This window comes from Castellaniella sp. (assembly GCF_034674885.1).
Lineage (GTDB): Bacteria > Pseudomonadota > Gammaproteobacteria > Burkholderiales > Burkholderiaceae_B > Castellaniella.
This window is the reverse complement of the sequence record NZ_JAUCDS010000010.1, coordinates 26,217-46,590: the sequence shown is the minus strand read 5'-3', so window position 1 is coordinate 46,590 and position 20,374 is coordinate 26,217. Positions and strand designations below refer to the sequence as shown.

Here is a 20,374-nt window from a genome sequence, read left to right as displayed (position 1 = left end):
ATCGATCCGGATTCCGCGACATCCATGGATGTCGCTTGGTCCGGCAACAGGATGATTGGCTGTGGGCAATATCAATACGCAGGTTTTCAAGAACTACATCGGTGGGAAGTGGCAGGCGGCGGCCTCGGGCGACACCTACCCCAACCCTAACCCGGCCGACACGTCGGATATCGTCGGTCACTTCCAGGATTCTGACCAACAGGATGCCCGGGCTGCGATCGAGGCGGCCCATGCAGCATTCCCGGCCTGGTTCGCCACGCCGATTTCCAGGCGCGCGGCCATCCTGATCCGGGCGGCTGAATTGCTGCGCGAACGAGTCGACCAGATTGCCGAAGAGCTCACCCGGGAAGAAGGCAAACAGCTGTCCCAGGCCAAGGCCGAAGTGCTCAGGTCCGCCAGCACATTGCAGTTCTATGCGATCGAGGGCCAGACTTATTCCGGTGAGACTTTCCCCCAGGACGATCCTGACATGGTGGTCTATACCCAGCGTGAGCCGCTGGGCGTCGTGACTGTGATCTCGCCCTGGAATTTCCCCATCTCCATCCCATCTCGCAAGATCGCTCCGGCGCTGATCATGGGGAACACCGTGGTCTTCAAGCCATCGACGGACACACCCCTGTCAGGCTATAGGCTGGCAGAAGCCCTGGTCGATGCCGGCATACCGGCCGGCGTCCTGAATTTCCTGACGGGGCGGGCGTCCAGGGTCGGCGGCGTCCTGACGCAGTCGGCCGAGGTCCGCGCCATCACCTTCACCGGTTCGACGCAGGCGGGCGAGGCCATTCATCGCGGCGCATCGATGACGACGCGCCTGCAGATGGAGCTGGGCGGCAAGAACCCCTTGATCGTGATGGCGGATGCCGATATCGATCTGGCGGTGGATCTGACCATCAAGGGCGGCCTGTCGCTGACGGGGCAGGCCTGTACCGGCACCAGCCGGGTGCTGGTCGACCGGGCGGTCAGCCAGTCGTTCACCGACAAGCTGCTGCAGCGGGTCGCCCTGCTGAAGGTGGGCTCCGGCATGCAGGCCGGCAACGACCTGGGGCCTTTGGCGACCGCCAGTCAGATGAAGACCGTCCTGGAGTACGTCGCAATCGGCAAGGCGGAAGCCACCCATCTGGTGGGAGGGGATCGTCTGAGTGGCGCCGCGTATGACAAGGGCTACTTCGTGACGCCGGCGATCTTCACCGACGTGAAGCCCGACATGCGGATCGCGCGCGAGGAGATCTTCGGTCCCGTCATCGCGATTCTCGTGGTGGACGGTTACGAGCAGGCGCTGGAAATCGCCAACGACACCGAATACGGTCTGTCGGCCGGCATCGTGACGCGCGACGCGCGGCTGGCTCATCGGTTCGCGCACGACATTCAGGCCGGGACCGTCAAGATCAACCGCACGACGACCGGGAATCTGGTGAATGCGCCGTTTGGCGGCATCAAGCGATCCAGCACGGCAACGTTCAGAGAGTCCGGGCGCGCTGGTCTGGAGTTCTTCACCCAGATCAAGACCGTGTATCGCGGCGTTTGAGCATTCATTTTGACGACGGCTTCGCATCGGAGCCATCGCAGCACTTATGTCATTGGAGGACAGAGATGAAAAAGACCCTGCAACTGGAACTGGAAGAAGCCCGACTGATGGTGGATGCGGCCATCGCGAGATCCAAGGAAATCGGAGTCCTGGAGACCGTATGCGTGGTGGATGCCGGTGGCTTTCCGATTGTGCTGGAGCGCATGAATGGCGCTCGGATCACCGGGCCGCAGATCGCCATGAACAAGGCATTCACAGCCGCAGGACACAAGCGCTCGACGCATTTGTTCACCACTCCGCCCAACGGGCCGGCACTGCCGGGCAACGAGGCCTTTGGCATTCAGCTCAGCTTCGAAGGGCGCTTTGCGGCGTTCGTGGGCGGCTTCCCGATTGTGGTGGATGACGAGGTCGTCGGTGGCCTCGGGTTGAGCGGCGGCAATGGCAAGCAGGATACAGAGGCCGGGCTGGCCGGCCTGCGGGCACTGGCTGACGCCCTGAAGGCCAAGGGCATGGCCGTGCTGGTGGAAGCCGACATCAAGAAATAAGCCCGTCAATCGGCGAGAACAGTCTGGAGAGTCGCCATGAGTCATCGGATAGTGGTATCGGATACCCAAGAGGCATTCGAAGTTGCGGGTCAGGAAACCATTCTGGATGCAGCCCTGCGGGCCGGCGTCAGGCTGCCGCACGAGTGCACCTTCGGGAGCTGCGGCACGTGCAGGATCAAGGTCCAGGAGGGATCTGCCCACTACGATGAGTTCCCGATGGCGCTCACCGAGGAAGAAGCGGCCCAGGGCTATGCCCTGGCCTGCCAGGCCCACCCCGATTGCGATATGGTGATCACGCCTGCCAGCAAGGGGCCGGAATTGCCGGAACCTATCCGTACGCAAGCCGAGGTCAGGGCGGTGGAACCGCTGACTGCCGATATTTCGCGCCTGGTGCTTCAGCTCCCGGAAGATCTGGATTGTGATTACCGGCCCGGCCAGCACATGAATGTACTGCTCGAAGGCATCGGCGAGCGCAGTTTTTCGATGGCTGGCGCGTATCCGTTTGGCAACGAGGTCGAGTTCCACATCCGGCGCGTGCCGGGGGGGCATTTCACTCAGGGTCTTCTGGGCTCGCTCGCCGCAGGCAGCATGTTGGACGTCGAAATCCCTCGCGGGACGTTCTGCTACCATGCCGAGGACTACCGGCCCATGATTTTCGTCGCGACAGGCACCGGCCTGGCACCGATTCGCGCCATCCTGGAATCGCTGCTGGACGACGAGGATTGTCCGCCGGTATCGCTGTATTGGGGGATGCGCACTGAAGACGATCTATATGCGCGCGAGGAACTCGATTCGTGGGCGGACCGGCTGTATGAATTCAATTTCGTGCCGGTCCTGTCCCGGGCTGCCGATACCTGGCAAGGCCGGTGCGGACATGTGCAGCAGGCCATTGCCCAGGACTTCGAGGATGTGTCCGAATTTGCCTTCTACCTGTGCGGATCGCCCGGAATGGTGACGGATACCAAGCGGCTGCTGCTGGGCTTGGGGGCCGAGCTGGACTACATCTATTCAGACAGCTTCACCTTCCATCACCGCGAGGATTCAGTGGAGGCCTGATGGCCCCCACCGAGAGAAGGGCAGGCAGGCGGGCTGCCCCGCCCCGTTTGCAATTACGAAGAGGCATGCGCGGGCCGGCGACTGCTGTGCGGTGCCACGGTCCGCTGGTGCGGCGTGCTGCCGGGAGTAGCGGGGGTGGATTGGCCGGGTTTCATGGCCGCTTCGCCTCGCAAGGCCTTGACCACGTCTTTTGGTGTGATGGCAAATAGCGGAATGGTGCGCCTGAGAACCGAGCGGTGATTGTAGAAGCGGCCCAGCAGTTCGCCCACGGGCGTGGAGGGGTAGGATTTAGGGGATGCCATGATGGTTCTCCTGTGCGGGTTCGTCCCGATTGACTTGTATTTAGTATACCGTTTGTTGGTGGGTTTGACTAGTGTTAACCCTAATATTTGTGGGTGATTTACCCGGTCAGCCTGTCACATGCGCGTCATATGCGCTCGCTAGACTGCATGCTCCTCTCTCAGTCATGTCAAGGACGAGCCCATGCAGTTTCGCCATTTGCCGATCATTGCCGCAATCATCGGCGCCCTTCCATTTGTCGCTGCCGCCCAGCAGGAAACCCCTGCCGAACTACAGGGGCATGCCGTGCTGCCCGCCAAAAGTGTGGTGTCGGCCCCGGCGGATGCGCCGGATGACCTGAAATCGTCCGGTAAATACACGACTGCGGTCCACGTCGAGAAGCCCGAGACCGTGATGGGGCGTTCGGCCGACCGGGCGACCGGCATGGCCTTGCCGATCCAGGGCCAGCCCCGCCAGGGGCATTCCGGCATCCGGGTGCTGGACGACGGAACGGCCTGGATTCTGACCGACAATGGTTTCGGCGCCAAGGCCAATTCCATGGATTCGATGCTGTACCTGAACCGGTATCGCATCGATTGGGCTGCCGGCACCCTGGCTCCATTGCAGACGGTCTTCCTGAGTGATCCCGACAAGAAAATTCCGTTTCGCATCGTGCACGAAGACACGAAGCAGCGCTATCTGACCGGCTCGGACCTGGACACGGAAAGCTTCCAGCCCATCGGCGATCATTTCTGGATCGGGGACGAGTTCGGGCCGTACCTGATCAAGACCGACCGCAGCGGCAAGGTGCTGGCGTTCTTTGAAACGGAGGTTGACGGCAAGGCAATCCGGTCGCCGGATCACTACCGCGTGGCGACACCCGGTGAGCCAGGGCAGTCGTACAAGGGCGTGAACCTGAAGCGCTCCAAGGGCTTCGAAGGCATGGCCGCTTCGCCGGACGGGAAGTTTTTGTATCCCCTGCTGAAAGGTCCTGTGTGGGACGAAGGCGCCGGAGGCTGGGAAATGAAGGACGGCAAGACGGTGCTGCGCGTCCTGGAATTCAGTGTGGCCGACGAAAAATGGACGGGCCGTTCCTGGTTCTATCCCCTGGAAGGCAAGAACCATGCCATTGGCGACTTCAACATGATTGACGCGAAGACCGCTCTGGTGATCGAGCGCGACAACGGCGAGGGCACGCCCGACAAGGCCTGCGCGCCTGCGGCGAAGGACACGACGGTCTGCTTTTCGAACCTGCCGGCTTTCAAGCGCGTCTACAAGGTCGTGTTCCCGGATGGGGATGCCGGCCAGGCAATGCGCAAGATCGCGTATATCGATCTGCTGAAGATCCAGGACCCCAAGGGCGTCGCCCGCAAGCCCCTGACCGACGGCGTCCTGCAGTTCCCGTTCTTCACCATCGAGAACGTCGATGTCGTGGACGCCGCGCACATCGTCGTCGGCAATGACAACAATTTTCCCTTCTCGTCCAGCCGAGAGCCCAACCGCCAGGATGACAACGAGCTGGTGCTGCTGCGCGTCGAACAACTGCTGAACAGCCGGTGATGACCATGAAAAAACTGGACCTGGACGATATCCCCGTCAACCCTTCGAGTCGGGAATCCCTGACGCAGCTGCAGGCGCGTCTCAGCCGTCGCCGCTTCCTGGCGGGCGGTCTGGGCATGGGGGCCGTCGGTTTCCTGGGCGGCATGCTGCCGGTCACGCAGGCGCTGGCCGCTGCCGGCTCGGTGCCTGCCGCGCCCGTGCTGGGTTTCAGTCCCGTGCCCATGAGCACGGCTGATACCGTGGTCGTGCCCCCGGAGTATGCCCATGCCGTGATCAAGCGCTGGGGGGATCCCCTGCATGCTGGCGCGCCGGCGTTTCTGGGCGATGCCAGTGACAACGGCGCCGCCCAGGAACAGCAGGTCGGCTACAACCACGACGGCATGCATTTCTTTCCCATCGATGGCAAGAACGGGGCCTCCGGCAGCAGCACGGAAGGCCTGCTGGTCACCAACCATGAATACGTCACGCCCCACTATTTCTTTCCTGCCGGGGTGCAGCCCGGCGGTCCCGGCTGGACGCTGGACTGGGTTCGCAAGGCTCAGCATGCGCAGGGCGTGTCCGTCACCCACATCCGTCTGGATACGCAGGGCCGGTGGCAACTGGTCGAGGATTCGCCCTACAACCGCAGTATCCACGCCAATTCCCCCATCGACATGGCCGGCCCGGCCGCCGGGCATGCGCTGCTGCGCACCCAGGCGGATGCTACCGGCCGGCGTGTGCGCGGCACTTTCGGCAATTGCGGCAATGGCTGGACGCCCTGGAACACCTACCTGACCTGCGAGGAAAACTTCACCGATTACTTTGGCGTCGGGCACCGGGATGCGCAGGCAGTCGACTACCCGGATGAAGCGTATCGCGGACACATGCAGCGCTACAAAGGCGGCGCCAAGGCCTCCGACCCGGACTATGCCTGGGATCTGCACGACAAGCGCTTCGATTGGACGCAGGAACCCAACGAATACAATCGCCACGGCTGGATCGTCGAGATCGATCCTTTCGATCCCAAGGCCGCGCCGCGCAAACTGACTGCCCTGGGTCGCTTCAAGCACGAGAATGCCGCCCTGTCGATCGCCCCCGACGGCCACGTGGTCGTCTATATGGGAGACGACCAGCAAAGCGAATATCTCTATAAGTTCGTGTCGGAGCAGACCTTTCGCTCCGGCGATGCGTCCCATAACCGACAATTGCTGGAACGGGGCGTCCTGTACGTGGCGCGTTTCGATGCCGGCGCGGATGGCCAGGGTGTTGGCCGCTGGATTCCCTTGGCGCTGGATACCGCCACGCCTGACGGCAGCCGGCTGGGCGCCCTGTTCAACGAGGACATGGGTGAATTGCTGATCAAGACCCGCCAGGCGGCCGATGCGGTGGGTGCGACGCCCATGGACCGGCCCGAATGGGTGGCCGTGCATCCGGACCGGCGCGAAGCCTATGTCACGCTGACCAACAACAGTGCGCGCGGCAGCGGCAAGCCGCGCTGGCCGGGAGGCCCGCTGCACCCCGGCGCTGATGCGGCCAATCCGCGCGAGAAGAACATCTACGGCCAGATCGTGCGCTGGCGCGAGACGGGCGAGAATGCATCCAGCCGGGCATTCACCTGGGACATCTTCCTGCTGGCGGGCAATCCGGGCGTGTATGGGCAGGGCGATCCCCGCCACGGTTCCCGGAACATCACGCCGGAGAACACCTTCAACAGCCCCGACGGCCTGGGGTTCGATCCGCAGGGTCGGCTGTGGATCCAGACGGACGGAAAATACGGCAACGATGGGGATTATGCCGGCCAGGGCAACAACCAGATGCTGGTCGCCGATCCGGCGTCCGGCGAACTGCGCCGCTTTCTGACAGGCCCCAGGGGCTGTGAAGTGACCGGCATCACCTGGACGCCCGATCAGCGCTTCGTCTTCATCAACATCCAGCATCCCGGGGAAGGTCCGGATCTGGACGAGGCCCAGGCCAGGCCGCTGTCCGCATCCCGTTGGCCGGATGGCGACCGGGCGACACGCCCGCGTCCTGCGACCGTGGTGATCTGGAAGCAGGACGGGGGGATGGTGGGCAGTTGAATTTTTGGTGCCGGCTAAAGGAATCGAACCCTCGACCTTCTCATTACAAGTGAGCTGCTCTACCAACTGAGCTAAGCCGGCGAAAGACCGCCATTCTACAGGAACGGCGGTCTTATTTGACGATCTTCAGATGGGACGGCTTGGGGCCCCCGGAGGGGGGAGTGTCGTCCGGTGCCAAGGCCGTAGAGGCAGTCTCGGGGGCTGCATCGCCGCCACCCGGGTAGGGCTGGGAGGCTACGACCTCGAAGCCCATGCCGGCGCCGGTTTCCCGGGCGTAGACCGCCGAAACCGCCGCCACCGGGATGAACAGATGCTCGACTGCGCCGTTGAATCGGGATTCGAATTCGATGTATTCGTTGCCCAGCGTCAGTCGGTTGGTGGCCAGGTGGCTGACGTTCAGCGTGATCTGCCCGTCGTGCACATGCGCGGCGGGCACGACCGTGTTGGCATCCACCGTGACGACCAGATAGGGCGTGTAGCCGTTGTCCGTGCACCATTCGTGCAGTGCACGGATCAGGTACGGTTTGGTCGAGGTTTCCTGCATATCAGCGGCGCATGACCTTTTCGGAAGGCGTCAGGGCTTCGATGTAGGCGGGGCGGGAGAACAGGCGCTCGGCGTACTTCTGGATCGGGGCTGCGCTTTTCGGCAGTTCGATGCCGTAGTGGGCCAGGCGCCATAGCAAGGGGGCCACGGCCACGTCCAGCATCGAGAACTCGTCGCCCAGCATGAACTTGTTCTTCACCAGCAGCGGGGCCAGCTGAGCCAGCCGGTCGCGGATGTTGGCGCGGGCGACGTCACGGGTTTTTTCATCCGTGATGTTGCGGTTTTCCAGCGTCGACACGTGGACGAACAGTTCTTTCTCGAAGTTGTACAGGAACAGGCGCGTGCGGGCGCGCATGATCGGGTCGGCCGGCATCAGCTGGGGATGCGGGAAGCGCTCGTCGATGTACTCGTTGATGATGTTCGACTCGTACAGGACCAGGTCGCGTTCCACCAGGATCGGCACCTGGCCGTAGGGGTTCATGACCGCGATGTCTTCCGGTTTGTTGTACAGGTCGATATCGCGGATTTCGAAGTCCATGCCTTTTTCGAACAGCACGAAGCGGCAGCGTTGCGAAAAGGGGCAGGTCGTCCCGGAATAGAGCACCATCATGTCGTGGATTCCAATACAGAAAAAGCAGGGGATGCGCCCCGAAGGGCGCACGGTTTACCGGACATGCTTCCAGTAGGCGTGGTTCATGCGGATGGCCACGAACAGGAACAGGAACAGGAACAGCATCACCCAGACGCCGATCTGCTTGCGTATCAGCTGGCCGGGTTCCGCCATCCAGCCCAGGAAGTTGCTGAGGTCGGCCACGTTGCTTTCGAACTGGCTGAAGGTCTTGGCGTCGGCCGAATCAAAGCGTCCGGACACGGAGGATTCGCCCTCGTAGCCGGGCATGGCTTCGTTCTTGACGGTGGGGATGCCGGAGTCGTCGAACACCGTGGTGGTGCGCGTCCAGTGGGCGGCGCCCTTGTCGTCGGACACTTCGTGGACCTGGACGCGGGTGTAGCTGCGCGGGCCTTCGAGTTGCCAGAGCACGTTGGGCATGGCGACGCTGGGGAACACGGTGTTGTCCCAGCCGGTCTTCTTCGTGGAGTCGCGGTAGAAGCTGCGCAGGTACGTGTAGATGTAGTCTACGCCCGAGGGGCCGAAGTTGCTGTTTTTCGCGCGGGCGATCACGGACAGGTCCGGAGGCGCGGCGCCAAACCATTTCTTGCCGTCTTCGGGGGTCATGGAGATCGTCATCAGATCGCCGACCTTGTCGCGCGAGAACAGCAGGTTTTTCTTGATTTCGGCTTCCGTCAGGCCCAGGTCCATGAGTTTGTTGTAGCGCATGGAGCTGGCGCTGTGACAGTTCAGGCAGTAGTTGACGAACAGTTTGGCGCCGTTTTGCAGGGCAGCCAGGTCGGTGATGCGGTCGGGGGCGCGATCCAGGTGCACACCGCCTTCGGCGGCGAAGGTCAGCGTGCAGGTCAGGGAAAGGGCCAGGGCACCGAGCAGTTTTTTGATCATGATCTTTCCGTAGCAGTCAGTGATGGGCCATTAGTGAGCGCGGAACGTAACGCGGTCGGGGACCGGCTTGAACGTGCCAAGGCGGCTCCAGACAGGCATCAGCAGGAAGAACGCCAGGTAGATCACCGTGCAGATCTGACCCATCAGGGTGAAGGTCGGGGTCACAGGTTGCGTGCCCAGCCAGCCCAGGATCAGGAAGTTGACGATGAAGACGCCATACAGGAACTTATGCCACGACGGACGGTAGCGGATCGATTTCACCGGGGAATGATCCAGCCAGGGCAGGAAGAACAGGATGACCACGGCGCCGCCCATGGACACCACGCCCCAGAACTTCGCATCCAGGGTCTTCATCAGGATGGCCACGACGATCAGGATGGCCGGGATGGCCAGGCGCCAGATACCCGAGAGTTTGCCCTTTGCGAACAGCGCCACGGCAGCCACGGCGGCAGCAGCCGACAGGACCCAGGTGAAGTCGCTGGTGGTGGCGCGCAGCATGGTGTAGAACGGCGTGAAATACCAGACCGGCGCGATGTGCGGCGGGGTCTTCAGCGGGTCGGCCGGGATGAAGTTGTTGTATTCCAGGAAGTAGCCGCCCATTTCGGGGCCGAAGAAGATGATGGCCGCGAAGACGATCAGGAAGCCCGCCACGCCCACGATGTCATGCACGGAATAGTAGGGGTGGAAGGGGATGCCGTCGACAGGACGCCCGTATTTGTCTTTGGGACCCTGTTTGATTTCCACGCCGTCGGGATTGTTGGAGCCCACCTCGTGCAAGGCGATGATGTGCGCCACGACCAGGCCGATCAGCACCAGCGGGATCGCGATCACGTGGAACGAGAAGAAGCGGTTCAGCGTGGCATCGGACACGACGTAGTCGCCGCGGATCCACAGGGACAGGTCGGGACCGATGAACGGGATGGCGGAGAACAGGTTCACGATCACCTGGGCGCCCCAGTAGGACATCTGGCCCCAGGGCAGCAGGTAGCCGAAGAAGGCCTCGCCCATCAGGCACAGGAAGATGCCCACGCCGAAGATCCAGACCAGTTCGCGCGGCTTGCGGTAGGAGCCGTAGAACAGGCCGCGCAGCATGTGCAGATAGACCACGATGAAGAACATCGAGGCGCCGGTGGAGTGCATGTAGCGGATGAACCAGCCGCCCGGCACTTCGCGCATGATGTATTCGACGGACTCGAAGGCGAAGCGCGCGTCGGGCTTGTAGTTCATCACCAGGAAGATCCCGGTGACGACCTGGATCACCAGCACCAGCAGCGCCAGCGACCCGAAGAAATACCAGAAATTGAAGTTTTTCGGAGCATAGTATTCGGACATATGCTCTTTGAACATTTTGCTCAGGGGGAAGCGGCGGTCTACCCAGCCCAGCAACCCGGTCGTCTCGACATTATTTTCGGCCATGAACGGCTCCTATCAGTATCACGAAAAGATGAACAGCGCGTTCATCAGGCCTTGTTGGGGTATTCGTCTACCCCGATCATGACGTGTGACCCGTCGGGAGAAAACGCGTAGGGCGGGACTTCGAGATTGTCCGGCGCGGGTTTGTTCTTGAACACGCGGCCGGCCAGGTCGAAAGTGGAGCCGTGGCAGGGGCACAGCCAGCCGCCTGGCCAATCGTTGGGCAGGCCCGGCTGGGCGCCTGGCTGAAGATGGGCGGTCGGCGAGCAGCCCAGATGGGTGCAGATACCGATGCAGATGAAATATTCGGGCTTGCGCGAGCGCCATTCGTTTTCGGCGAACGCCGGTGTGAAACCGGGGCGCTTGGACTGGGGGTCGGCGAGTTCAGCGTCGTGTTTGGGCAGGGCTTCGAGTTCGGCCTTTGTGCGGCGCACGATCCAGATCGGCTTGCCGCGCCATTCGACGACCATCATCTGGCCTTCAGGCAGAGCCGAGATGTCGGCCTCGACCGGCGCGCCAGCCGCCTTTGCCTTTTCCGACGGGGCAAACGATCCGACCAACGGAACCGCCGCCGCAACGCCAGCCACCCCGCCCAGGGTACAGGCCGAAGCCACCCAGAAGCGTCGAGAAGGATCGGGGGGCAGGTTCGGGTCGACTGCGCCCTGCTCGTCGGACTGTGTCGGATTCTGACTCATTTGTTATCCCTGATAGCCGCCCAGCGGGCGGAGCGGTTTGACAATAATCTGCGTACGCGTGGGCTACGGCGGCCAACCAGGCCCTGCCGACGCATTCCACGGAGGTCTTCAACCGCGTATTATAGCGTTACGACCAATGGGGTAAATGCCAAGGAGACACGCAACATGGCCGGAGCACGTGGTTTCATCAAGGAATTCCAGGAATTTGCCGTCAAAGGCAACATGATGGACCTGGCGATCGGGGTCATCATCGGTGGCGCCTTCGGCAAGATCATCGATTCCATCGTCAATGACCTGGTCATGCCGGTCATCAACTTCATCCTGGGCGGCCAGGTCAATTTCGACAACCTGTTCTGGGTCCTGCGCCTGCCCGCCGGCTACGCCGGCGCCATGACCGCCGCCGAACTCACCAAGGCCGGCGCCGTCGTCTTCGCCTGGGGCCATTTCCTGACCATCTTCGTCAACTTCATCCTGCTGGCCCTGGTGGTCTTCATCCTGGTGAAAATGGTGAACAACGCCCGCCGCCGCCTGGAAGCACCCCCCCCGCCCGCCGAGGCCCCCGCCACCCCCGAAGACATCGCCCTGCTGCGCGAAATCCGCGATTCCTTGAAGAAATAGCGACCCGTGCAGCCAGCGTCTCCATGATGGGCGCGCTGGCAGGCGCACACCGCTGCCCCCGCCGGTTGGCACCAATCCACACGCCGGCAGGGGCCGGAAGGAACTCATCTTCCGCCCTCTGCTTCTCGCTGCCCCCAACCAGCACCAGCAGCGCCCCAATGTGCGTCAATCGTCGTGCCCAGGGGCTTGCCGGCCCTGTTGGAGCTTACTCGTCCACGTCCGGCGCAGCCGCCAAATCGCGACCGGGGCCGGCAAGCCCCTGGGCGCGACGATGAGATCTCACACAAACGATCTCCCGCAAGCACCCTCCCGCAAGCACCCTCAAACCGGATTATCAATATCCACGAACGTGCAGCGAACCCCGAACTGCGCCTCGATCGCCGCCCCCAACGCCTGCACCCCATAGCGCTCCGTAGCATGATGCCCCGCGCTGATGTAGGCACTGCCCGTCTCCCGCGCCAGATGCACCGTCGGCTCGGAGATCTCCCCGCTGACATAACAGTCCGCCCCCGCCGCCAGCGCCGCGTCCATCATCCCCTGGGCCGCTCCCGTGCACCACGCCAGCCGACGCACCATATGGCCCAGTTCGCCGATCACCATCGGCTTGCGGCCCAGCCGTTGCGCAATATCGGTCGCCAGCTCGCCCACCGTGCAGTCCCAGGCCGGCGTCCCCAGCCAGACCAGATTTTCCGGCCCGCAGCGGCGTGGCGTGCCATCCGGTTGAATTTCGGGTGTCCAATCCATCACCCGCGCCAACTGCGCGTTATTGCCCCATTCCGGGTGCGCGTCCAGCGGCAGGTGGTAGGCGAACAGATTGATGCCCTGGGCCAATAGCGCCGACAGCCGCCGGTGCTTCGGGCCGCGAATGCAGGGGTCCTCGTTCTTCCAGAACCAGCCGTGGTGCACCAGGATCGCATCGGCGCCGCGCGCCACTGCCGCCTCGATCAGCGCCTGGGACGCCGTCACGCCCGTGACGATATGGCGGATCTCGGCGCGGCCCTCGACCTGCAGCCCATTGGGACAGTAGTCCTTGAAGCGTTCGGGATGCAGCGTGCTGCTCAGCCAACTTTCCAATTCCTGGCGGGAAATCTGTGGTTTCATTGCGGGTATGTCCATTTTGCGGCGGTATCGCCCGGAGTCTGTATCAATGAGACGATTGTGGCTGATTTTCACCCAGACCGTCACGGTGTGCCTGGGCGCCCTGTTTCTGGTGTCCACGCTGCGGCCGGGCTGGCTGTCTGGCCAGGACGTTCCATCTGCCGGTTCGACCGTCCTGCCGACCTCGGGTGCAGGCGCTGCGGCAGGGACGGCGATCCTCAGTTACGCCCCGGCCGTAGCCCGGGCCGCGCCGTCCGTGGTCAACGTCTACACCCGCAAGCACGTCGACGTCCCGCTGATCCCCCTGCCGTCTGACCCTGGCCTGCAGCAGCTGTTGCGCAGCATGCCTGGCTTCACCCAGCGGCGCAATTCCACCAGCCTGGGGTCCGGCGTGATCGTGCGCGCCGACGGCTACATCCTGACCAACAACCACGTGATCGAATCCGCCGACGCCATTGAAGTCAGCCTGAAGGACGGCCGCCAGGCCACGGCCAGGCTGGTGGGCGCGGACCCCGAAAGCGACCTGGCGGTGCTGAAGGTCGACCTCGACAAACTGCCCACCATCGTCTTTGACCCCGAACAGTCCGTGAAGGTGGGGGACGTGGTGCTGGCCATCGGCAACCCCTTTGGCGTGGGCCAGACCACCACCCAGGGCATCGTGTCCGCCCTGGGGCGCAACCGCCTGGGCATCAATACCTACGAGGACTTCATCCAGACCGACGCAGCCATCAATCCGGGCAATTCCGGCGGAGCGTTGATCGACTCCCAGGGGCGCCTGGTGGGGATCAATACCGCCATCTATTCCGAAACCGGCGGATCCCTGGGCATCGGCTTTGCGATTCCCTCGGGACCTGCGCACCAGATCCTGGACCAGATCATCGAACATGGCCGCGTGCAGCGCGGCTGGCTGGGGCTGGAACCACAGGACATCACCCCCGACCTGGCCCAGGCATTTCAGTTGCGGGATGACCAGGGGGTGATCGTGGCCCGGGTGATTCCACGCGGGCCGGCCGCCCGGGCGGGCGTCCAGGTGGGCGATATCCTGCAGTCGCTGGATGATCAGCCGGTGCGCGATACCTTTGATCTGCTGAACCGCCTGGCGCCCATGAAAGCCGGCAGCACGGCGCATCTGAAGGTATTGCGCGGCGGCAGGAGCCGGTCGCTGGACGTCACGGTCGGAACGCGGCCGGCCGTGCGACGACCCGCGCATTGAGCGTCTCGGGGCGTCGCACGGCAGCACCCCGGATGCCGGGGCGGGCCGGGACCTAGTCCTGCAGTTTCAGCAGCTTGGCCGCTGCGACGGCGAAGTACGTCAGGATGCCGTCGCCGCCCGCCCGCTTGAAGGCCAGCAGCGATTCCATCATGACCTTGTCGTGGTCCAGCCAGCCGTTGGCCGCTGCGGCCTTGATCATGGCGTATTCGCCGCTGACCTGGTAGGCGTAGGTCGGCATGCCGAAGGCGTTCTTGACTTCGCGCAGCACGTCCAGATAAGGCAGGCCCGGCTTCACCATCACCATGTCGGCGCCTTCGCGGATATCGGCGGCGACCTCGCGCAGGGCCTCCAGGCGGTTGGCCGGGTCCATCTGGTAGGTGGCCTTGTTGGACGCGCCCAGATTGGCGGCCGAGCCCACCGCGTCGCGGAAGGGGCCGTAGAAGGCGCTGGCGTATTTCGCCGAATACGCCATGATGCGGGTGTGGATGAGTTCGTGGGTGTCCAGGGCCTGGCGCACGGCGCCGATGCGCCCGTCCATCATGTCGCTGGGGGCGACGATGTCCACGCCGGCGCCTGCGTGGGTCAGCGCCTGGCGCACCAGCATCGACACGGTCGGCTCGTTCAGCAGCTGGCCGTCGGCGTCGATCAGCCCGTCCTGGCCGTGGCTGGTATAGGGGTCCAGCGCCACGTCGGTCAGCACGCCCAGTTCGGGGAAATGCTGTTTCAGCAGCGCCACCGTGCGCGGGATCAGGCCGTCCGGATTGGCGGCTTCGGCGCCGTCCGGCGTCTTCAGCGCCGGATCGATGTGCGGAAACAGGGCCAGCACCGGGATGCCCAGCTTCAGGCATTCTTCGGCCGTCTGCAGCAGCGTGTCGGGGGAATGGCGCACGACTTCGGGCATGGAGGCCACCGGCACGCGCACGTTGTGGCCTTCCTGGACGAAGACGGGATAGATCAGATCGTCGACGGACAGGCGGTTCTCGCGCACCAGGCGGCGCGAGAAATCGTCGCGCCGGTTGCGGCGCAGGCGAGCGGTGGGAAAGTCGACGGGAGGCAGAAAATCAGTCATGTCGGAACCCTGGAAAGGAGTCGGATGGGAATGCGGTGGCCCGCCACGGGCCAGGCTGGATCAGGGCACGACCTGCGGCGAGATCCAGTTCTCGATGTGGGCGGCGGCCTCTTCCAGGCCGATGCGGTGGGTGGCCGAGAAGGGCAGCGCGGTCAGCGTGCCGATCTCTGCCAGTTCCTTTCGGACCTGGGCGACGGCGCGGATTCGTTGTCCGTAGGGCAGTTTGTCGGCTTTGGTCAGCAGGGCCAGCGTGGGCAGGCCGCGCAGGCCGATCCAGTGGGCCAGGCGTCGGTCCAGGTCGGTGACGCCCCGACGGATGTCGATCAGCAGCACCACGCCGGCCAGGCTGCTGCGTTCGTGCAGATAGCCGCCCAGGACTTCCGCCCACTCGTCGCGTGCGGCGCGGTCCACTGCGGCGTATCCGTAGCCCGGCAGGTCGACCAGGAACCCCAGCCATGCGTCAGTCGTGATCGGATCGGGGATGCCGAACAGATTGATCAGGCGCGTGCGCCCGGGAGTCTTGCTGGAAAAGGCCAGGCGGCGCTGATTGGTCAGCACGTTGATGGCGGATGATTTGCCGGAATTGGACCGGCCCGCGAAACAGACCTCTGCGGTGGTCGGAGCGGGCAGCTGGTCCAGGCGGGCGGCGGAGACCGTGAAACGGGCGCGATGGAGAAGGGACACGGCGGATCGATGAAGGCGCGGATGGCGCGAAGGACAAGGGGCAGGCGCATCGGGTGTCGGCCTGCGGTGGCGGCGTCGGCCGCATCGGGCGGCAAAAGCATCTGGGGCCTATTGTATAATCTTCGCTTGTATTTGTTACGCCGGCTGTCTCGGGCTTTTTTCCGCAGGTGGTCTGGCCTCATGACCTGATGGTGCCTCGCGGCGCCAGTACCCACATCCGAGGACCTCATGAAGCGTGCGCTTTCCAGTATGTTCATGGCCGGCAGCCTGGTGCTCGTCGGCGCCCTGCCTGGTTTGACCCACGCTCAAGACGCCGTCAAACCCGATGCCAAGGCCGGCGAACAGCTGTACGTCAACGGCGACATGTCGCGCGGCGTGCTGGCCTGTGTGACCTGTCACGGCGATGCTGGCAACAGCACCATCCCGGCCAACCCGAACCTGGCCGCCATGCCGCATGAATATCTCGCCAAACAGCTGCGCGATTTCGTGCCGCAGGGCGACAAGCGCGCCGTGCGCACCGGGGCCGATGGCGCGCCGTCCATCATGTCCACCATCGCGCCGTCGCTGACTCCGCAGGACATCCAGAACGTCACGCTGTACCTGTCGCATCAGAAAATGGATTGGGACAAGGCAGGCACCGCCACCAGCGAAGCCTCGATGGAACGCGGCCAGCATATCTGGCGCGCGGGTATCGCGGATCGCCAGGTGCCGGCCTGTGCGGCCTGCCACTCGGCCAATGGCGCCGGGTTGCCGGGTGAATTCCCGCGCCTGGCGGGCCAGCATCCGGAATACATCCTGGAACAGCTCAAGCTGTTCCGTTCGGGCGACCGGGCCAACAGCATCATGTATGACATCACCAGTCGCATGACGGATCCCGATCTGGCCGCCGTGGCGGATTTCGCGGCCGGGCTGCGCTGATCGGTAACCGGCGGGCGGGGCGCGCAGGCTGCATGGATGGCCGCGCGATTCTTTGCCTGCCGGGGCATTTCCCGGTTGCGTCTGGGGTTTTGGGAAGGATCCTGGCGCAGTCGGTGTAAGGTTGAACTTTAAAAAATATACAGGGGGGACGCGCTGGCGCGCCTCCCTTTTTTTCTTGAGTCGGGCAGCCGTGACGTCTTCTTCCAGTTCCCGTGTGCGGGGCGCAGACATCGTCGAACTTCTGGGTTCGATGCGTTTCGCCATCAGCTTGCTGGTGTTCATCTGCGTGGCCAGCCTGATCGGCACCGTTTTGCCGCAGAACCAGGCCACCAACACCTATATCGATCAGTTCGGTCCGTTCTGGTATGCGGTGTTCGATCAGTTTTCCATCTGGCATATCTACAACAGCCCGTGGTTCCTGCTGATCATGGCGTTTCTGGTCGTGTCCACGACCCTGTGCGTCATGCGCAATACGCCCAAGATGCTGCGCGACATGCGTACTTTCCGGGAATATGTGCGCGGGTCCAGCCTGAAGGCCTTCCACCACAAGGTAGATGTGGATAGCGCGCTGAACCCCGATCAGGCCGTGGAGCAGGTCGGGGCGCTGTTGCGCAGCCAGGGATTCCGCTACCGGGTGCGGGCCGACGGCGACAGCCGCATGGTGGCGGCGAAAAAGGGCGCGGCCAACCGCCTGGGGTACATTTTCGCGCACGTGGCCATCGTCGTGATCTGCCTGGGCGGGCTGCTGGACAGCGAACTGCCCGTGCGGATCCAGACCTGGCTGTTCGACAAACAGCCGGTCGTGGGCAACATGCTGATTTCCGATGTGCCCGAATCGGGGCGATTGTCAGCGCGCAACCCCAGTTTCCGCGCCAACATGCTGATTCCCGATGGCAAGCAAAGCAGCATGGGCATTGTTTCGGTCGGCCAGGGCGTGCTGCTGCAGCCGCTGCCGTTTTCGGTCCGGCTGAAGAAATTCTACGTTGAATACTACGACACCGGCATGCCCAGCGATTTTCGCAGCGATGTGGTCGTGACGGACCTGGCCACCGGCAAATCCTTCGACCGCACCATCAAGGTCAACGAGCCCCTGCGCTATCAGGGCGTGACCGTCTATCAGTCCAGCTTCGACGATGGCGGCAGCACCTTGCAGTTAAAGGCCTGGCCGCTGTCGGGCTCGGCATCGCAGCCGGTGGACCTGTCCGGCACGGTCGGCGGCAATGCGCAGCTGCCGGCCGGCCTGGGCGCACAGACCGTCGACTACACCGGCCTGCGCGTCATCAACGTCGAAAATATGGGGGGGGCGGGCGACCCGCAGCCCGTCGACCTGATGCGCGACGTTGCGGCCGTGACCGGCAGTGCGGTGCGTCCGCGCAGCGACAGCCTGCGCAACGTCGGCCCCAGCGTCCAGTACCGTCTGGTCGGGTCCGATGGGCAGGCCCATGAATTTACCCAATACATGCTGCCGGTGAGCATCGACGATTTCCCGATGTTCCTGCTGGGGACGCGCAATACCGCCGCCGAACCCTACCGTTACCTGCGCATCCCGGCCGACGACCAGGGGACGATGCAGGAATTCATGCAGCTGCGCGCCGCCCTGGCGGACCCGAATCTGCGCGATCAGGCGGCCCGACGTTTTGCCGACGGCAATGCGCCGGCCGGCGAGCAGCGCGATCTGATGTTCCAGGCGGCCCAGGGGGCGCTGCGCACGTTCTCGCAACGGGGCTTCAACGGCATCATCGATTCCGCTCCGCCGGACCAGCGGGAAAAGATCCTGAACTTCGCCGTGCCCATGATTCAGCTCAGCCTGCGCGAATTGCGCACCCTGATGCGCGAACAGCAGCATCTGCCGGCGCTGCCCGACAGCGGGCCGCAGGCCGAACGCGATGCCCAGTGGCTGCGCCTGTCGGTGCTGGCGCTGGCCTCGCTGCCGGACTATCCGGCCCCGGTCGCCCTGCAGCTGTCCAATTTTCACCAAGTCCAGGCCAGCGTATTCCAGGTGGCCCGCAGCCCCGGCAAGAACACGGTCTATCTTGGTTGCCTGCTGCTGGTGCTGGGAGTGTTCTCGATGTTCTATATTCGGGAAAGGCGGATATGGGTCTGGATCCGTCCAACGGATGCCGGCGGCAGCAGCTGGCTGGCGGCCATGACCACTCAACGCCGCAACCTGGATTTCAATCACGAATTTGAGCGCCTGCGCGATGCGCTGCGCCGTCTCGGAGGATCCCATGACAACTGACATCCTGACGCCTGATGCGACGGCCCTCTGGGCCCGGGATATGAACACCAGCGGCGATCGCCGGGGCCGGCGCGGCCGGCCCGACTGGACGGATTTTGCCTTCTTCCTGCTGTTGGCGGTGGGGGCAGGCCATGTGCTGACCAGCTACGGCCAGTTCATGGACTACTACGAGAAGCTGATCCTGATCGGCGCCGTGGGCCTGTTCAGCTGGATGGGTTGGCTGTGGCGCCCCCTGCGCGTGCTGATGATCGCGGCAGGCGCCAGCGCCCTGCTGGCCATCTGGCTCTACAGCCCCACGGGTGCCCTGTTGCAGGGCGATCTGTCGCGGGCGGAATCCAGCTTCCTGCTGAAATACCTGCTGTCCTCGCAGTCGGCCATCCTGTGGATGTGCGCCCTGTTCGTGCTGGCCACGGTCTGCTATTGGATCGGCTTCGCCAGCAATACCGCCGCCTGGCTGGGTACGGTCCTGACCTGGAGCGCGGTCTACGCCGGTCTGACAGGGCTGCTGGTGCGCTGGCGCGAAGGCCACCTGATGGGGCCGGACATCGGCCACATCCCCGTCAGCAACCTGTACGAGGTCTTCGTCCTGATGTCGCTGATCACGGCCCTGTTCTACCTGTACTACGAACGCCGCTACGCTACCCGGGCGCTGGGCGGCTTCGTGCTGCTGGTCATCAGTTCCCTGGTGGTGTTCCTGCTGTGGTATTCCTTCACCCGCGACGCCTACCAGATCCAGCCCCTGGTCCCGGCCCTGAAAAGCTGGTGGATGAAACTGCACGTGCCGGCCAACTTCATCGGCTACGGCACCTTCAGCCTGGCGGCCATGGTGGGCTTTGCCTACCTGGTCAAATCGCATGGCGAGACTCGCAACTGGAAACCCCTGATCCCGGTGTTCCTGCTGGGTGCGGTGCTGTGCGCCGAGCCCTTTGTCTTTGGTTCACGGGAACTGTCAGCCACCTGGATGCTGTATTTCGGCATCGGCGCGTTGATCGTCGGCGCCATCCTGGCATTCCGGGCGCCGATCGCCCAGCGCCTGCCATCGCTGGAACTGCTCGACGACATCATGTATCGGGCCATTGCGGTGGGCTTTGCTTTTTTCACGGTAGCGACCATCCTGGGCGCCCTGTGGGCGGCCGATGCCTGGGGCACGTACTGGCAATGGGACCCGAAGGAAACCTGGGCGCTGATCGTCTGGCTGAACTATGCCGCCTGGCTGCACATGCGCCTGATGAAAGGGCTGCGCGGGTCTATGGCGGCGTACTGGGCGCTCAGCGGCCTGCTGGTCACGAGTTTCGCCTTCCTGGGCGTGAACATGTTCCTGTCCGGCCTGCATTCCTACGGCGAACTGTGA

General features: G+C 63.7%; 19 protein-coding genes and 1 tRNA gene. 10 read left to right on the top strand and 10 right to left on the bottom strand.

Annotated features, from left to right (window positions below; genetic code table 11):
• Positions 1-61 precede the first annotated feature (61 nt).
• From VDP74_RS07740 to VDP74_RS07730, 3 genes are all read left to right on the top strand, one after another.
• Positions 62-1,522 carry an aldehyde dehydrogenase family protein gene (locus VDP74_RS07740; protein ID WP_322999054.1) on the top strand — a complete coding sequence of 487 codons (1,461 nt, stop codon included), beginning with the start codon at positions 62-64 and terminating at the stop codon, positions 1,520-1,522.
• Between the two features lie 65 nt (positions 1,523-1,587).
• Positions 1,588-2,067, top strand: a complete 480-nt coding sequence (locus tag VDP74_RS07735; protein WP_322999053.1) for a heme-binding protein — start codon at positions 1,588-1,590, stop codon at positions 2,065-2,067.
• A 36-nt stretch (positions 2,068-2,103) separates the two neighbouring features.
• Complete coding sequence (locus VDP74_RS07730; protein WP_322999052.1) at positions 2,104-3,123, top strand: 2Fe-2S iron-sulfur cluster-binding protein; 1,020 nt, start codon at positions 2,104-2,106, stop codon at positions 3,121-3,123.
• Positions 3,124-3,176: 53 nt separating this feature from the next.
• Here VDP74_RS07730 and VDP74_RS07725 read toward each other — a convergent pair whose 3' ends face one another.
• Positions 3,177-3,425 (bottom strand): hypothetical protein, encoded by a 249-nt coding sequence (locus VDP74_RS07725; protein WP_322999051.1) that lies wholly within the window; start codon positions 3,423-3,425, stop codon positions 3,177-3,179.
• Between the two features lie 181 nt (positions 3,426-3,606).
• Here VDP74_RS07725 and VDP74_RS07720 point away from each other — a divergent pair, with 181 nt between their 5' ends.
• Together VDP74_RS07720 and VDP74_RS07715 are read left to right on the top strand one after the other, a co-directional pair.
• Positions 3,607-4,962 (top strand): esterase-like activity of phytase family protein, encoded by a 1,356-nt coding sequence (locus tag VDP74_RS07720; RefSeq protein WP_322999050.1) that lies wholly within the window; start codon positions 3,607-3,609, stop codon positions 4,960-4,962.
• A gap of 5 nt (positions 4,963-4,967) precedes the next feature.
• The gene (locus VDP74_RS07715; protein ID WP_322999049.1) at positions 4,968-7,019 is read left to right on the top strand and encodes a PhoX family phosphatase; all 2,052 of its coding nucleotides are present in this window, start codon (positions 4,968-4,970) and stop codon (positions 7,017-7,019) included.
• Between the two features lie 5 nt (positions 7,020-7,024).
• On the opposite strand, the gene VDP74_RS07710 is transcribed toward VDP74_RS07715, so the two are convergent.
• The 6 genes from VDP74_RS07710 to petA all read right to left on the bottom strand — a co-directional run bounded on the left by VDP74_RS07710 (position 7,025) and on the right by petA (position 11,184).
• A tRNA-Thr gene (locus tag VDP74_RS07710) sits at positions 7,025-7,100 on the bottom strand.
• Positions 7,101-7,131: 31 nt separating this feature from the next.
• Positions 7,132-7,563 carry a ClpXP protease specificity-enhancing factor gene (locus VDP74_RS07705; protein ID WP_322999048.1) on the bottom strand — a complete coding sequence of 144 codons (432 nt, stop codon included), beginning with the start codon at positions 7,561-7,563 and terminating at the stop codon, positions 7,132-7,134.
• Between the two features lies 1 nt (position 7,564).
• On the bottom strand, positions 7,565-8,173 hold the full coding sequence (locus VDP74_RS07700; protein ID WP_322999047.1) for a glutathione S-transferase N-terminal domain-containing protein: 609 nt from the start codon (positions 8,171-8,173) through the stop codon (positions 7,565-7,567).
• 54 nt (positions 8,174-8,227) lie between these two features.
• Positions 8,228-9,076, bottom strand: coding sequence for a cytochrome c1 (locus tag VDP74_RS07695; RefSeq protein WP_322999046.1), 849 nt, complete (start codon positions 9,074-9,076; stop codon positions 8,228-8,230).
• 30 nt (positions 9,077-9,106) lie between these two features.
• Positions 9,107-10,492: a cytochrome bc complex cytochrome b subunit gene (locus tag VDP74_RS07690; protein WP_322999045.1), complete on the bottom strand. Its 1,386-nt coding sequence runs from the start codon at positions 10,490-10,492 to the stop codon at positions 9,107-9,109.
• A 44-nt stretch (positions 10,493-10,536) separates the two neighbouring features.
• Positions 10,537-11,184: a ubiquinol-cytochrome c reductase iron-sulfur subunit gene (gene petA / locus VDP74_RS07685; protein ID WP_322999044.1), complete on the bottom strand. Its 648-nt coding sequence runs from the start codon at positions 11,182-11,184 to the stop codon at positions 10,537-10,539.
• Between the two features lie 165 nt (positions 11,185-11,349).
• Here petA and mscL point away from each other — a divergent pair, with 165 nt between their 5' ends.
• Positions 11,350-11,802 carry a large conductance mechanosensitive channel protein MscL gene (gene mscL / locus VDP74_RS07680; protein WP_322999043.1) on the top strand — a complete coding sequence of 151 codons (453 nt, stop codon included), beginning with the start codon at positions 11,350-11,352 and terminating at the stop codon, positions 11,800-11,802.
• Positions 11,803-12,123: 321 nt separating this feature from the next.
• On the opposite strand, the gene VDP74_RS07675 is transcribed toward mscL, so the two are convergent.
• Positions 12,124-12,903 carry a Nif3-like dinuclear metal center hexameric protein gene (locus tag VDP74_RS07675; protein WP_322999042.1) on the bottom strand — a complete coding sequence of 260 codons (780 nt, stop codon included), beginning with the start codon at positions 12,901-12,903 and terminating at the stop codon, positions 12,124-12,126.
• A gap of 46 nt (positions 12,904-12,949) precedes the next feature.
• Between VDP74_RS07675 and VDP74_RS07670 the strand changes: the two genes are divergently transcribed.
• Positions 12,950-14,113, top strand: coding sequence for a S1C family serine protease (locus tag VDP74_RS07670; protein ID WP_322999041.1), 1,164 nt, complete (start codon positions 12,950-12,952; stop codon positions 14,111-14,113).
• Positions 14,114-14,165: 52 nt separating this feature from the next.
• On the opposite strand, the gene hemB is transcribed toward VDP74_RS07670, so the two are convergent.
• Together hemB and yihA are read right to left on the bottom strand one after the other, a co-directional pair.
• Positions 14,166-15,182 (bottom strand): porphobilinogen synthase, encoded by a 1,017-nt coding sequence (gene hemB, locus VDP74_RS07665; RefSeq protein WP_322999040.1) that lies wholly within the window; start codon positions 15,180-15,182, stop codon positions 14,166-14,168.
• Between the two features lie 60 nt (positions 15,183-15,242).
• Positions 15,243-15,866 (bottom strand): ribosome biogenesis GTP-binding protein YihA/YsxC, encoded by a 624-nt coding sequence (yihA, locus tag VDP74_RS07660; protein ID WP_322999039.1) that lies wholly within the window; start codon positions 15,864-15,866, stop codon positions 15,243-15,245.
• 228 nt (positions 15,867-16,094) lie between these two features.
• Here yihA and VDP74_RS07655 point away from each other — a divergent pair, with 228 nt between their 5' ends.
• From VDP74_RS07655 to ccsB, 3 genes are all read left to right on the top strand, one after another.
• Complete coding sequence (locus VDP74_RS07655; protein WP_322999038.1) at positions 16,095-16,784, top strand: c-type cytochrome; 690 nt, start codon at positions 16,095-16,097, stop codon at positions 16,782-16,784.
• 190 nt (positions 16,785-16,974) lie between these two features.
• Positions 16,975-19,023 (top strand): cytochrome c biogenesis protein ResB, encoded by a 2,049-nt coding sequence (locus tag VDP74_RS07650; protein ID WP_416232953.1) that lies wholly within the window; start codon positions 16,975-16,977, stop codon positions 19,021-19,023.
• Positions 19,024-19,063: 40 nt separating this feature from the next.
• Positions 19,064-20,374 carry a c-type cytochrome biogenesis protein CcsB gene (gene ccsB, locus VDP74_RS07645; RefSeq protein ID WP_416232955.1) on the top strand — a complete coding sequence of 437 codons (1,311 nt, stop codon included), beginning with the start codon at positions 19,064-19,066 and terminating at the stop codon, positions 20,372-20,374.

What these genes read in the sequence shown, in the direction of transcription:
- petA (WP_322999044.1), bottom strand. Translation starts at nt 11,184, where the DNA reads ATGAGTCAGAATCCGACACAGTCCGACGAGCAGGGCGCAGTCGACCCG.
- VDP74_RS07700 (WP_322999047.1), bottom strand. Translation starts at nt 8,173, where the DNA reads ATGATGGTGCTCTATTCCGGGACGACCTGCCCCTTTTCGCAACGCTGC.
- mscL (WP_322999043.1), top strand. Translation starts at nt 11,350, where the DNA reads ATGGCCGGAGCACGTGGTTTCATCAAGGAATTCCAGGAATTTGCCGTC.
- VDP74_RS07725 (WP_322999051.1), bottom strand. Translation starts at nt 3,425, where the DNA reads ATGGCATCCCCTAAATCCTACCCCTCCACGCCCGTGGGCGAACTGCTG.
- VDP74_RS07690 (WP_322999045.1), bottom strand. Translation starts at nt 10,492, where the DNA reads ATGGCCGAAAATAATGTCGAGACGACCGGGTTGCTGGGCTGGGTAGAC.
- VDP74_RS07695 (WP_322999046.1), bottom strand. Translation starts at nt 9,076, where the DNA reads ATGATCAAAAAACTGCTCGGTGCCCTGGCCCTTTCCCTGACCTGCACG.
- VDP74_RS07670 (WP_322999041.1), top strand. Translation starts at nt 12,950, where the DNA reads ATGAGACGATTGTGGCTGATTTTCACCCAGACCGTCACGGTGTGCCTG.
- VDP74_RS07720 (WP_322999050.1), top strand. Translation starts at nt 3,607, where the DNA reads ATGCAGTTTCGCCATTTGCCGATCATTGCCGCAATCATCGGCGCCCTT.
- VDP74_RS07715 (WP_322999049.1), top strand. Translation starts at nt 4,968, where the DNA reads ATGAAAAAACTGGACCTGGACGATATCCCCGTCAACCCTTCGAGTCGG.
- VDP74_RS07675 (WP_322999042.1), bottom strand. Translation starts at nt 12,903, where the DNA reads ATGAAACCACAGATTTCCCGCCAGGAATTGGAAAGTTGGCTGAGCAGC.
- VDP74_RS07705 (WP_322999048.1), bottom strand. Translation starts at nt 7,563, where the DNA reads ATGCAGGAAACCTCGACCAAACCGTACCTGATCCGTGCACTGCACGAA.
- VDP74_RS07735 (WP_322999053.1), top strand. Translation starts at nt 1,588, where the DNA reads ATGAAAAAGACCCTGCAACTGGAACTGGAAGAAGCCCGACTGATGGTG.
- VDP74_RS07730 (WP_322999052.1), top strand. Translation starts at nt 2,104, where the DNA reads ATGAGTCATCGGATAGTGGTATCGGATACCCAAGAGGCATTCGAAGTT.
- ccsB (WP_416232955.1), top strand. Translation starts at nt 19,064, where the DNA reads ATGAACACCAGCGGCGATCGCCGGGGCCGGCGCGGCCGGCCCGACTGG.
- VDP74_RS07655 (WP_322999038.1), top strand. Translation starts at nt 16,095, where the DNA reads ATGAAGCGTGCGCTTTCCAGTATGTTCATGGCCGGCAGCCTGGTGCTC.
- hemB (WP_322999040.1), bottom strand. Translation starts at nt 15,182, where the DNA reads ATGACTGATTTTCTGCCTCCCGTCGACTTTCCCACCGCTCGCCTGCGC.